Origin of the sequence: Streptomyces sp. W1SF4 (assembly GCF_003950035.1) — a bacterium.
GTDB lineage: Bacteria > Actinomycetota > Actinomycetes > Streptomycetales > Streptomycetaceae > Streptomyces > Streptomyces racemochromogenes.
Map to the genome: position 1 here is coordinate 245471 of NZ_CP034351.1, position 12092 is coordinate 257562.

Below are 12092 nucleotides of genomic sequence, written 5' to 3' on the forward strand. Positions count from 1 at the left end.
GAAAGAGGACAGAATCAGTCCGGTATCAACGCTAGGCTCACGGACATGGCTAGACCCACCAGCCGCGTGCTGACCCTCCTGGAACTCCTGCAGTCGGGCGGCATCAGAACGACGACCGAACTAGCCGACCGGCTCGGCGTCGACGTACGCACCGTGCGGCGGTACGTCGACCACCTGGTCGACCTCGACATCCCGGTCGAGGCGGTCCGCGGCCGCTACGGCGGGTACCGTCTCGCCCCCGGCTACCGGCTGCCTCCGCTCATGCTCAACGACGACGAGGCGCTCGCCGTGCTGATCGGTCTCGTCGCCGGCCGCAGGACGGGGTTGCCGGCGGCGACTGACACCGCGGGCGAGACGGCGACGGCCAAGATCCGCCGGGCGCTGCCCGAACGTCTGGCCCGTCGTCTCGACGCCGTCCTGGAATCCATCGCCTTCACGGCTGCGCCCGGCGAGATGGCCACCCCGGAGACAGGGGTCCTGCTCGCCATCGCCGATGCGGTACGCCACCGCCGCCCGATCTCGATCAGGTACACCGCCCGAGACGGCCGTCGAAGCGAACGCACGCTGCACCCGTACGGGATCGTCACCCATGAGGGCCGGTGGTACGTCACGGGCACCGACCCCGCCATCGGCCAGGACCGGACGTTCCGGCTCGATCGCATCGCGGACGCGCGGGCCCTGCCGGGCTCATTCGAGCCGCCCGCCGGCCTCGATCCGGCACAGCGCGTCCTGTCAGGGCTCGCCAAGGCCGCCTACCGGCACGAGGTGACCCTGCGGATCCACGGGACGGTCGAGCAGATCCGCACCCGACTGCCCACCAGCGTCGCGAGCGTGGAGGAACTCGTCCCTGCGGAGGCGGAAGCCGCAGATCCGCACGCCGAGCGTTGGCTCCGCGTCGAACTGAGAGCAGAGCGGCTCGACTGGTTGCCACCCGTGCTCGCCTCGCTCGACCGTCCGTTCGTCATCGAGCGACCGGACGAACTACGAGACCTCGTCATCGCGCTCGCCGACCGGCTCAAAGCTTCTGCCCGCCACGTCTGACGCCGCCATCTGTTCCAAGCAGGGACGGCCAGGTTCGGGTACGAACCGGCTCAGCCGGTACGTGGTCGGGTGGCTCAGACGCCCGCACCAGGTGTCCACCCGCACGGCGCTCCAGTCGATCTCCGGATCCGATTCTCGGAGTCGCCTGACGTGGTCCTGGAACTCCGAGGCGTCCTCGCTCTCGAAGAGCACGACCCATCGGCCCGCACCGGGTGCGAACCGCGCGGCAACCCGCTTCGCCTCTTCCTGGCGCTGGCGCCTTCTCTTCCGTTGTCCTGGCATCGCCCCAGCATCCTCGGCCCCGGGCCGGCTGGACAAGGCTCCCGCCGGCAAGGGGGTTGGCCGATTCGCACTCTGTCCGATGTGGGCCTCAGGTGGTGAGCTGGTGAGGTGTCGGGGATCATCGCGGCTGCCATCGCCGTCTTGGGGACTCTGCTCGGTGCCGTCATCGCGCACCGCTACCAGGAGAAGAGCACGGCCCGCGCGACGAAGCGTGCCGAGCGCGAGCGAAGCCACCAGCGCCTCCTCGACGCCTGCGCCGATTTCGCGGCCCTGGCCGAGGAGTACCGGCGGGCCCAGTACGACCGTTGGACCAGCCAGCAGGCACCCCCCGGCTCCGAGACGGCCCTCGCCGCGCGGGCGGAGTCGTACCGGCTCTACGTCGAGGTCCGCAGCAGCCTCTTCCGGCTCCGCCTCGTCGCGACCGGGCGGCAGGCGCAGCGGCTCGCCGAGCAGGCCGCGGAGATCCAGGTGAAGACCCGGGAGATCTTCTTCGCCTCGGACAGGGACGACATGCTCGCCCGAGGCGAGGTCGCGGAACATGCCTGCGAGGCCTTCGTGCTGCGCGCCCGGGAGGTACTGGCCACCGGCGAGTGACCCCGACTTTTGTCCGCGGACAAAAGTCGCCCGGACCGGTACTCCCCCGGACCGGTGCTCCGTGGCCGCGACCGTCTCCGGCCATCGCTGTGTCCTCATGACGACGGCCCGACTTTTGTCCGCGGACAAAAGTCGGGCCGTCGTCAGCACGAGGGGCGGGGCGGTCAGCGGTTGCCGGTCGTCCTGCCGTTGCTGTCGATGAGGAGCATGGTCAGCTCCGCCCGCTGCCTCGGGGGCATGTTCTGGCGGATCGCCTCGAAGACCGCCTGGGGGTCACCCCATGCGAGCGGAGCCGTCGCGCTGCTCTTCGCCTGTCCCGGGATCGCCATCTCCGGCTCGGTTTCCGGCTCGCCGTCCGGCTCCGGCTCGGTGGGGGCGATGACCGGCTCCGGCGGGGGAGTGGGGGTCACCGCGAGCGGAGCCGGAGCTTCCACCACGGCTGCCGACTCCGGCTCCGGGCGGGTCTCCGGCTGCGGCTGCGGCTGCGGGTCCTGACTTTTGTCCGCGGACAAAAGTCGGGGCTCCGGAGCAGTGTCCTCCAGGGCGTCGACGACTGCCGGGCCCGGCTCGGCGGGAACCACCGCCGCGGCGGGAGCCGGGACGGGGGCGGGAGCCGGGACGGGGGCGGGAGTCGGCACGGGGGCGGGAGTCGGCACGGGGGCGGGAGCCGGCACGGGGGCGGGAGCCGGCACGGGGGCGGGTACGGGAGCCGGGACGGGGGCCGCTACCGGCGCCGCCGCCGGCGCCGCGTCACGGGCCTCGCGCAGGATCTCGCGTTGGGCGGCCTTCGCCCGGGCCTCCTGCGCCTTGTTCTCCTGGAGCAGGTCCAGCAGGGAAGCCGCGTCCACGCCCGGCCGTTCCTTCGCCGCCCGCGCCAGCAGGCGCCCGTCCCGCTCCGGCATGTCCCCGGAGCTCAGCATCGCCTGGATCTCCTCGGGGAGTTCCAGCAGTACCAGCTGGTTGGTGATCCACGACGGGGACTTCCCCAGCCGTTCCGCCGCCCGCGACTTCGCCCCGTGCTCCCGGCCCTGCTCCGCGCAGATGTCGACGAGCTGCTGCACACCTCGGGCGCGCTCGATGACGTCGAAGTCCTCGCGTTCGAGGTTCTCCGCCAGCAGGTGGTCGATGAAGTCCGCGCGGGACACCGCCAGGTCGTCGCGCACGACGAAGTCCAGCGACTCCAGCCCCACGTGCACGGCGCTGCGGAAACGGCGCTCGCCGTTGATGAGGACGTACGCGGCCGGCCCGATCCGCGACGCGTGGTCCGGCCACAAGCCGAGGTAGGCCTCGCGGCCGACGACCACACAGGCCGACAGCTGCGCCTGCCGCAGCTCCTCGCCGAAGCGGGTCTTCTCCTCGTCCGTGCCGAAGTTGCGGCGCGGGTTGAGGGGAGTGGGGGAGACCTGGTCGAGGGGGACGCGGATCAGCTCGTACGCCGGTACGTCGCCCTGCGCGAGGGCCTTGGCCCGCCCCCGCTCGCTGCGGCCGCCGGCGCGGCGCGCGTTGCTGAAGGCCGCCCCGGTGCCGAGGAGGTCGCTCTTGCTCATACCGCGATCCTCCGGGCGATCTCACGCATGGCCTCGGACTGCTCGCAGTCCGGTGCGTAGTGCAGCAGGGGCAGCTTGACGCGCACGGCCTCGCGCTGCTCCTTCAGGTCGGAGATGACGGTGATGACGGGCGGGTCCCCGAACTCCTTCCAGCTGTTGAGGGAGGAGGTGACGACGTAGCCCTTGCGGCTGTCGTAGAGGTTGACGACGAAGCCGAGCTGCGCGATGTCGATGTCGAGGTCGTCGATGAGGTCTTCGAGCTGCTCGCTGAGCATGTCGTACGCGTCGGCGGAAGTGTCCTCGGCCTGGACGGGCACGACGATGCCGGAGGTCTTCGGTGCCTCGCCCTCGCGGGTGCGGGCGTAGTAGAGGGCGGTGTCCATGGTGTAGCCGAGGCTGGGCGGGCAGTCGACGACGATGTAGTCGAACTCCTTCTCCAGCTCTTCGAGCGCCTTCTCCAGCGCCGTCTCCTTGGTGCGCACGTGGCGGGTGGTGGCCAGCCGGGCGTCCAGGAGGAAGGCGTCCTTGCAGGACGGGAGGAGGAAGAGGCGGCCGGCGAAGACGCCGTGCTCGATGGGTACGAGGAGGTCGCGGACCCGGCCCTCGATCTCCCCGAGCATGTGCTTGGCGAGGCTGGGTTCCTTGATGCCGAGCATCTCGGCACCGAGGTGGCGGGTGAGGTGGCCCTGGGGGTCGAAGTCGATGACGCAGACCCGCGCGCCCGTCTCGGCGAGGGCCTGGGAGACACCGTTGCTGATGGCGCTCTTGCCGACGCCGCCCTTCTGGTTGCAGACCACGACCCGGCGGGCGCCTTCGTTGGCCGGCCGGCGGCGGCCCATGGGGGAGGGGTGGGTGTCGAGCCAGAGGCGGATCGACTGGGCGACGCCCTGGTTGTACGGGATCTCCCTCGTACGGCAGTCGTCCTTGAACTCCCCGTACAGGCCGGTGGGGAGGTAGGTGGAGAAGGAGGAGGCGCCGGAGGTGTCCACGGGGGTGGCGGCCGATGCGTCGGCGCGCCAGGCGTGGATGCCCTCGGTGACGGCGTCCTGGATGTCCACGCCCAACTGGGCTGCGCGGACCTTGAGTTCCTGCCTCAGGGACGCCGGCAGCTTGGCAACTACCTTTTCCCTGACTTCCGGATCGTATGGGGCGGTCATGCGGGTACCTTACTAACCTTCCGGCGGGAAGGCGAAGAGGCACACCGAAATATGTTGCCCAGGTATAGGGCGGATTGCTGTCAAAGGTCACCGGTTACCTTGGCCCGGAGACCCGTTGCCGAGGGGGTGCGGGGCGGCCAGCCGTCCTCGACGCGGCCGCCGCTGCGGTCGCGTTCCGGGGGGCCCGGAGCGTCCGATCCGTTCAGGCCCTCAGGCGACCAGGCGCAGCCACGCCGCCGCGAGTGCGGCATGGCCGGCCGGTATCGGGTGTACACCGTCTGCGGCCCAGTACTCCGGCCCGGCCCCGGTCGTCGTACTGAGCTCGGCGAACATGCCGTCGGCGGCGATCAGATGCGCGCCGTACCGGCGGGCGAGCCTGCGCACGGCCTGGATCTTCGGGTCCAGGTCGGTGCGCCACTGCTTCCGCTCCCCCTCCCCGATGCGCGCGGCACCGGCCTCGACGACGCCGCGGATCGCCAGGAGGAACGGCTCGATGAGGATCAGCCCGGTGCCCGCCTCGGCGAGCGGGGCGAGGAGCCGGTCGTAACCCGCTTCGAACTCCTCGGCGGGGATGACGTGTCCCTCGGGGTCGATCGTGTGCCAGCCCATGTCGTTGACGCCGACGAGGATCGATACCAGGTCGGGGCGCGCGTCGAGCACGTCCGTCCGCCAACGGGCCTCCAGGTCCGTCACCTTGTGGCCGCTGATCCCCGTGTTCAGCCAGGTGACGGGCCGGTCGGGGTGCCGGAATCCCCACTCGCCCGCGACGCGCAGCGGGTAGCCGAACCCGAGACCGTCCTCGCTCTCCAGCCGCTGGCAGTCGGTGATGGAGTCACCGGTGAACATGACGGTGCTTCCGGGTCGGATGGTGATCGTCATGTGTGCTCCTCGAAGTCGCTTGGGCTCGGGCGGGGGAGGGGGGACCCTCGAAAGGTCCCAGACCCCGCCGACACCCCACCGACGCCCCGCCGAGGAGCTCCGGAGGGGCGTCGGTCTTCGCCAAAAAGCCCTGTGCGGCCAGCTGGCGGCCTCTGATGGCCCGGAAGGTCGCGGGACACCGGGGGAGTTGGGATCGGCGCTCAGAGGGGCCGTTCTGTCGGTCGATTTTTGTCCGTTGCGCCGGAAAACGGGCCGTGTCGCTGCATTGGTGTGCCCGTGAGCGCCCGAGGGAGCTTTCCGGCGTCAGGCCGCCTCCTGGCGTCCGGCTGTCTTCCGCGTCGTGACCCCGCCGGCGACGAGTGCCAGCCCCACGGCGATGACGCCGAGGTAGGCGGTGGAGGGAAGGTCGACGACCTTGTGCAGCCAGCCCCACTCCGTGCCGAAGAAGGTCCGGGAAACGAAGCCGACGAGGCTCTGGGCCCCGATGACGTAGCCGATGCTTTCGATCGTGTATCCGATGGTTGTTCGCACGAACAAACCCTCTCGCGGCGGTGCCGTGGAAGCGTCCTCCACAGGACCGAAAACCCAGTAGGCCGAAAGATGCAGTCGCTGCCGAGGAAGCCGTACGCGTTCTGGCCGGAGTTCTTGTCGGCCGTCGGCTGCGGGTCGTCGATCCCAGGGGCCAGCCCCTGGACCCCGCCAGCGCCTGGCCGCGCTGGACCGGCCGCAGCATGGGGGGCTGCTCGCCCCCCAGACCCCCTCGCCAGGCGCTCCGGCGCCCTGGACCCGCTCCCCCTCGCGCCCTGCCCCGGCTCCCTGACGGTCGCCGGTGCACCCCTCGGGCGCTGGGCGCCCTCACTGGGCACGAGGGCAGGGGCAGACCGTGGCTGATGCCGGACGAGGCCGGGGTGGGGGAGGCAGACGCCGGCATGCCGACTGCGGGCAGGAGGGGGTGAGGGTGTGTCGGCCGAGGCGGGGGAGTGGGAGAAGGAGAAGGAGAAGGAGAGGGATAGGAGAGGGGCTGCTGGCCGGGGGTGTGCGGCCTGAGGGACCCACGCGGGGGAGGGAACGGGCCGGGGCGGCGTTCGTCGGGGTTGCTCTTTTAGTAAGAGGCGGCGGCGTTTGCGGGGCTCTGACCTGCGGTTTTGGCCGAGGGTGTGTGTCCCCCAGGACACGTTCGGGGGCGCCGAGTGTGTACCTGGCGGGCACATTCGGCGGAAAACTCAAGCAGTGGTTGATTTTTGACGAGCACTCGGCAGGCGGGCGGAACCGCAGGTCAGCGCGCTCCACCGAGGAGCCCGGACTGCCCACCGGCATGCGTGGCCGCTGCACGTACGTGCCGTCATCGCGGCAACCGAAATCAAGCAGGCGTGTACTTCTGGTGGCCACGGGCTCGGAAACTACAGCCCCCGTGTACTTTCGTCGCCGCGTTCGAACAGGACGGCGCCCACAGGTCGCCTCCGGCGCGTCGCCGCGTCAAAAGACAAGCACAGGTTGATTTTCTGGATACTCTCGGACCGCCTGAGTAACGAGGAGGTCACGTGACATCTGATCCGCCCGCCCGTCGCCGGCGCGGGCCCCGGGCCGTTCCCGCACCCACCTCCGCGGGGAACGAAGCCGAGTACGGAGACATCCTTGCCGTCCTGGGCCAGCAGCTCGGGGAGAAGGTCGCCGAGGTCGCCGCGACGGCAGACCCCGGGGGCCGCCGACGGCTCAAGGGCGTGCACTTCGAGTACGCGGCCGATCCGAAGGCCGTCCACGACATGGCCGGGGGCTCCGGCTACAGCCTGGCCAGCAACTGGTTCACCCAGCTGCTCGCGCAGCTCGCCGTCGCGAACAGCATCACCAAGTCCCAGCTCTGCGTCTTCCTCTTCGTGGCCGGGGGCCAGGTGCCGGGGACCGGCGTCACCCCGTACACCCAACAGGAGATCACCGACGGGCTGAACAAGATCGCCGCTCAGAAGGGCGGCAAGATGATCACGCGTTCCACCGTCAACCGTGCCGTGCAGGCGCTGTGCGGCTACAACTGGGTGGAGAAGGCGGGCAGGGGCCGGATCCAGCTCAACGTACGCCTGTGGTTCCACGGCAACAGCACCGCGCAGCACGACGTACTCGCCGAGATCGCCGGTCGGCACGAGCACGACGTCGAGGCCTTCCCCTACGCTGTGGGCCCTCAAGGTGCCCATCAGGAGGAACTGGACCTCGACTTCGGGGCGGCAGCCGACTATCGCGGAAGGAAACGTACCGGGTGATAGTGCTCCCAGGCCCGTCCTCCACCAGGGACCACCGCCACCGCTCACGAGGAAGGCTCTCCCATGGCTAACGTCATGTCTCCGATCGTCGCGGAGCGCATCTGGGCCCTGCCGTTGTCAGGGTCCGCCGTCAAGTTCCTCCAGTACCTGGTCTCCCGCAGCGACTTCGGGGGAGCGCTGGCGGTCCGGCAGAAGGACATGGCGGCCGAGTACGGGGTCACGCCGCAGGCCGTCAGCGGGCTCATGGCGCCGCTGTGCGAGCTGAACATCGTGCTGCGGCCGCGCAGCGAGGAGCGCAACGGCAACTCCTACCGGCTCCACCCGCTGGCGGCCAAGTACGAGAGCCCCGAGAGCATGGAGGCGGCCTTCCGTGCGGCCCTCGTCCGCATCCAGGCCGGCGACCTGCCCAACCTGAAGCTGCCGACGTACCACCAGGCCCCGCCCAGCCCGTCGGCGGGCCGCCCGAAGCTCCAGGTCGCCTGAGTCGCCACAGCAGACGCTCCGGGACGCCGGAGCCAGGACGAGACGAGGGGCCCTCCACATCGTGGAGGGCCCCTCGCGCCTGAGTAACTCGTCCCCCCACTATATCCGTCGCGTCCCCGGCTGGGCGGCTGAACCGGAAGCGTGCGACGCGAGGACCCGGAGACCGTCGGCGGCGGTCAGTCCCGATCCTGCGGCCGGGCGCCGGCTGACCAGCGTCGGTCCCTCTCCCGTTCGGTCCCTCGCCCGCCGTCCGTTGCCCAGGGACCGAAGCGCAGTCTCCCTGGCAACGGCCCCAGGGCAGGGTCTCGGGAAGGAAGCCGCGACCCCGCCTTCGGTCCCTGAGTCCCTCGGTCCCTCAGTCCCTCTGCGTTTCCGCAGGTCAGAGGCTATCCGCTTACGATGGCAGGGACTGAAGGGACTGAGAATTCACTCTTCCAGCCTTTACGTGCGTGCGTGTATGCGCGGGCGTAAGCAGTACATGTTCATATCCACGTCATAACTAGAAAATTGAGTCCCTTCGGTCCCTGTTCAGTCCCTCCAGCCGACGAGAGAAACCGGCTGACCTGCAGGTTTGTCAGTGACCGAAGCGACAGGGACGGAACAGGGACTGACGGGGTGTTCCGACCCTGTTGCGGGGGGAGCGGGGATGAGGGGGGAGGGGGCCCAGGACTCCGCTCCCGCTTCAGTCCCTGACCCAAGATTCGGTCATAACCGGCGATCCGTGGCAATCCGCCGCGCAGGCCTGCCGGGTGGCCCCGGACCGCCCTCAGGCCGCCCTTCGACCGCCCTACGGCGCAGCACCTTGCCCGGAGGGACTCAAGGGACTGAAAAATCAAAACAGTCGCAGCGGCCTGCGCCGCTTCGGCGTGTCGCTGCGCTAGGCTCCGGCATTGTGAAAGTTTGGTCCCTTCAGTCCCTGCCGGGACCGGGGCCAACGCCCGGACCAGCCCACACAGTCGAACCAAGCCCAGCCGCACCGCCAAGGAAGACACACGTGCCAGCCCACAGCGCAACGCCGCCACCAGCGGCAGCCGTCGGCACGGGCACGGGACACGCGCACGCGCACGGCCTTGAGGTGGCGCTCTGGCTGGCGGCCAGGGGCATGCCCGTCCATCCCCTCGCCCCGGGGACCAAGACGCCCGCCGGGAACTGCACCGCCTGCCGGGAACAGCGGCACGCCCCCGCCGACTGCCCCTGCACGGGGCGCGGGCGCTGGTGCCACGGCTTCCACGCCGCGACCACGGACGAGGCCGTCATCAGGGACTGGTGGCGCCAGGAGCCGGGGTTCGGTGTCGGCGTCTCCTGCGGCCCGGCGGGCCTCGTCGTCATCGACGTCGACACGCACCCGGCCCCGCTGCCGGACCGGGGACGCCTGCTGCCCGGCATCCCGATCGACGACCGCGTCGACCTCACCGGCCTCGGCTCCGGCTACGACACCCTCGCCCTCCTGGCCGCCGTCCGCCGCCGGCCCGACCCCGCCCAGGACACCGGCACCCTGCGCGTACGCACCCCCAGCGGCGGCCTGCACATCTGGTACCGCGCCCCCCTGGGCAGCCCGGCCGTCCGCTCCTCCACCGGCACGGGCAGCCGTACGGCCCTCGCCTGGCAGGTCGACGTCCGGGCCACCGGCGGCTACATCGTCGCGCCCGGTACGCGGACCGCCCACGGCGCCTACGAAGCCCTGCCCGGCTCCCGCACCCCCGCGCCCCTGCCGCTGTGGCTGAGCGCCGAACTCGCCCGCACCGGGCACCACCCCGCCGTCCCCGCGCCGCAGCCGCTGACGAGGCCGCAGCGGGCCGCAGGGGCCCGGCCCACCATGACCGGATCCGGCCCTGGATCCGGCGACGCCCACCGCATCCTCGGCCCCCTCCTCGCCGAAGTCCGGGACTGCGCCCACGCGCCCTCGGGCACCGCCTTCAGCGAGAAGCTCAACCGGGCGGCCTTCACCGCCGGCGGCCTCGCGGCCGGGGGCCACATCACGCTGCCCGAATGCGTCGGCCTCCTCGCCGAAGCCGCGGACGCGGCCCGCCCGGGCCGGGCGGGCCGCAACCGACTCGTCATCGACTCCGCGCTCCGCGCCGGCAGCCACCGCCCCATCCACCCCAAGGGACGTTCATGAGCAGCGCAGGAAGCACGGGCTTCGACGCGCACGCCGCCGCCGAGCAGCTCGCGGTCTTCGCGGCCGAGACGGGAGCCGGGACGGGTGCCGGAGCGGCTGCCGGGGGGACCGCTGCCGGCACGGCCGTGAGCCCCGCGACCGCGACCGGGGGAGCCGAGACGGCCCAGCTGCCCGCCCAGCAGGTCTCCACGCCCGCCACCACCCCGCCCCGGCCCGACGACTTCGTCCAGGCCGGCCTGCTCGTCAACCTCACCGACCGGGGCAACGCCAAGCTCTTCGCCCACCTCCACAACCACCGCTTCCGCCACGTCGAGGGCCTCGGCTGGTACGTGTGGGACGAGTACCGCTGGAAGCGCACCGGCGGCGAGAAGGCGGCGATCTGGGCCGCCGGCGACATGGCCGAGGAGATGCCACTGCACGACCCGCGCGGCCTCTTCACCGACCGCGAGCTGGCCCAGCACCGCAAGCGCGCCATGTCGACCTCCGGGGTCAAGGCCATGCTGTCCCAGGCCAAGGCCTCCCCGGAACTGGCCCTGGACCCCGACACCCTCGACGGCGACAAGTACGCCCTGTGCACCCCGGCCGGCGTCGTCGACCTGCGCACCGGTGAACTCCGCAAGCCCGACCCGCTCAGGGACCTGCACTCGCGCGCGACCTACCTCGCGCCCGAGGCCAGCCCCACGCCCCGCTTCGCCCGCTTCCTGACGGAGACCTTCGGCGACGACGACAAGGGCAAGGAGATGATCACCTTCGTCCATCTCCTGCTCGGCTACTCCATCACCGGCGACGTCGGCGGCCAGGTCCTGCCGTTCCTCTACGGCATCGGCGCCAACGGCAAGTCCGCGCTCATGGACATCGTCATCAAGATCCTCGGCGACTACGCGGACGTCGCCCCGCCCGGCTTCCTGATGGAGCGCGGCAAGTTCAACGAGCACTCGACCGAGCTCACCGAACTCCACGGCCGTCGCCTGTTCGTGTGCAGCGAGCTCAAGCCCCACGACAAGTTCGACGAGGCCCGCGTCAAGCTCCTCACGGGCGGCGACCGGCTCAAGGCCCGCCGCATGCGCCAGGACTACTTCAGCTTCGAGCCCACCCACAAGCTCTGGCTGCTCGGCAACCACCGTCCCGAAGTCGGCACCGGCGGACACGCGTTCTGGCGCCGCATCCGCCTCATCCCGTTCGACAAGGTCGTCCCGGACCACCGCAAGATCGACAACCTGGCGGAGGAACTCGTCAACCACGAGGGTCCCGGCATCCTCCACTGGATGATCCAGGGCGCCATGGCCTACCTCCGGACCAAGCCCTCCCTCACCGGCCCCACCGTCGTGCGCACCGCCACCCAGGCCTACGCCACCACCGAGGACCACATCGGGCGCTTCCTCGCCGAATGCTGCACCAGCGGCGACGGGAGCGAGGAGCCGCGGGACTTCAAGGTCGAACAGGGCGCCCTGTACCGCGCGTACAGCACCTGGTGCCAGGAGGGCGAGGGCCTGCGCCCCGCCACCACCCGCGCCTTCGCGACCCGCATCCGCGCCGAGGTCGGCATCTCCTCGCCCGGGGAGATGCTCCGCTCGAACGGCCAGAAGTTCTACCCCGGCCTCGCCCTGCTCGCGGACGAGTCCGGATGAGCTGGTACGAGGCGGACGCGCGCGCCCGGCGAACGGGGCAGCCCGGGGGTGAACCGCCCGGATCTACTGTCCGCGACCGCATCCGGCCACCTACCATGGACACGCAACCG

The 12092-nt window shown here is 71.0% G+C and carries 10 protein-coding genes; 6 read left to right on the forward strand and 4 right to left on the reverse strand.

From position 1 onward, the window contains the following. Positions 1 to 45 precede the first annotated feature (45 nt). Positions 46 to 1041 carry a YafY family protein gene (locus D1J60_RS34990; protein ID WP_125824543.1) on the forward strand — a complete coding sequence of 332 codons (996 nt, stop codon included), beginning with the start codon at positions 46 to 48 and terminating at the stop codon, positions 1039 to 1041. A gap of 423 nt (positions 1042 to 1464) precedes the next feature. Next, on the forward strand, positions 1465 to 1917 hold the full coding sequence (locus tag D1J60_RS35000; RefSeq protein ID WP_125824544.1) for a hypothetical protein: 453 nt from the start codon (positions 1465 to 1467) through the stop codon (positions 1915 to 1917). A gap of 164 nt (positions 1918 to 2081) precedes the next feature. Here the strand turns inward: D1J60_RS35000 and D1J60_RS35005 are convergent, their stop codons facing one another. The 4 genes from D1J60_RS35005 to D1J60_RS35020 form a co-directional block, all read right to left on the reverse strand. Beyond that, a complete protein-coding gene (locus tag D1J60_RS35005) occupies positions 2082 to 3464 on the reverse strand; it encodes a ParB/RepB/Spo0J family partition protein (protein ID WP_125824545.1) in 1383 nt (460 codons plus the stop codon). Then, the gene (locus D1J60_RS35010; RefSeq protein WP_125601403.1) at positions 3461 to 4621 is read right to left on the reverse strand and encodes a ParA family protein; all 1161 of its coding nucleotides are present in this window, start codon (positions 4619 to 4621) and stop codon (positions 3461 to 3463) included. Before D1J60_RS35010 ends, D1J60_RS35005 begins: the two co-directional genes overlap by 4 nt. A 210-nt stretch (positions 4622 to 4831) precedes the next feature. After that, positions 4832 to 5500, reverse strand: a complete 669-nt coding sequence (locus D1J60_RS35015; protein WP_125824546.1) for a GDSL-type esterase/lipase family protein — start codon at positions 5498 to 5500, stop codon at positions 4832 to 4834. Between the two features lie 303 nt (positions 5501 to 5803). Next, positions 5804 to 6031, reverse strand: coding sequence for a hypothetical protein (locus D1J60_RS35020; RefSeq protein ID WP_125824547.1), 228 nt, complete (start codon positions 6029 to 6031; stop codon positions 5804 to 5806). A gap of 1010 nt (positions 6032 to 7041) precedes the next feature. Between D1J60_RS35020 and D1J60_RS35025 the strand changes: the two genes are divergently transcribed. The 4 genes from D1J60_RS35025 to D1J60_RS35040 all read left to right on the forward strand — a co-directional run bounded on the left by D1J60_RS35025 (position 7042) and on the right by D1J60_RS35040 (position 11982). Then, the gene (locus D1J60_RS35025) at positions 7042 to 7752 is read left to right on the forward strand and encodes a hypothetical protein (protein ID WP_125605454.1); all 711 of its coding nucleotides are present in this window, start codon (positions 7042 to 7044) and stop codon (positions 7750 to 7752) included. A gap of 63 nt (positions 7753 to 7815) precedes the next feature. Beyond that, positions 7816 to 8235: a hypothetical protein gene (locus tag D1J60_RS35030; RefSeq protein ID WP_125605456.1), complete on the forward strand. Its 420-nt coding sequence runs from the start codon at positions 7816 to 7818 to the stop codon at positions 8233 to 8235. A 1075-nt stretch (positions 8236 to 9310) separates the two neighbouring features. Then, a complete protein-coding gene (locus D1J60_RS35035) occupies positions 9311 to 10354 on the forward strand; it encodes a bifunctional DNA primase/polymerase (RefSeq protein WP_125824738.1) in 1044 nt (347 codons plus the stop codon). Beyond that, positions 10351 to 11982, forward strand: a complete 1632-nt coding sequence (locus tag D1J60_RS35040) for a phage/plasmid primase, P4 family (RefSeq protein ID WP_125824548.1) — start codon at positions 10351 to 10353, stop codon at positions 11980 to 11982. The genes D1J60_RS35035 and D1J60_RS35040 overlap by 4 nt, the downstream gene beginning before the upstream one ends. The last annotated feature ends 110 nt before the right edge of the window (positions 11983 to 12092 follow it).

Excerpts from the sequence above, each read along its gene's own strand:
- D1J60_RS35015 (WP_125824546.1), bottom strand. The coding sequence starts at position 5,500 with ATGACGATCACCATCCGACCCGGAAGCACCGTCATGTTCACCGGTGAC.
- D1J60_RS35010 (WP_125601403.1), bottom strand. The coding sequence starts at position 4,621 with ATGACCGCCCCATACGATCCGGAAGTCAGGGAAAAGGTAGTTGCCAAG.
- D1J60_RS34990 (WP_125824543.1), top strand. The coding sequence starts at position 46 with ATGGCTAGACCCACCAGCCGCGTGCTGACCCTCCTGGAACTCCTGCAG.
- D1J60_RS35040 (WP_125824548.1), top strand. The coding sequence starts at position 10,351 with ATGAGCAGCGCAGGAAGCACGGGCTTCGACGCGCACGCCGCCGCCGAG.
- D1J60_RS35005 (WP_125824545.1), bottom strand. The coding sequence starts at position 3,464 with ATGAGCAAGAGCGACCTCCTCGGCACCGGGGCGGCCTTCAGCAACGCG.
- D1J60_RS35030 (WP_125605456.1), top strand. The coding sequence starts at position 7,816 with ATGGCTAACGTCATGTCTCCGATCGTCGCGGAGCGCATCTGGGCCCTG.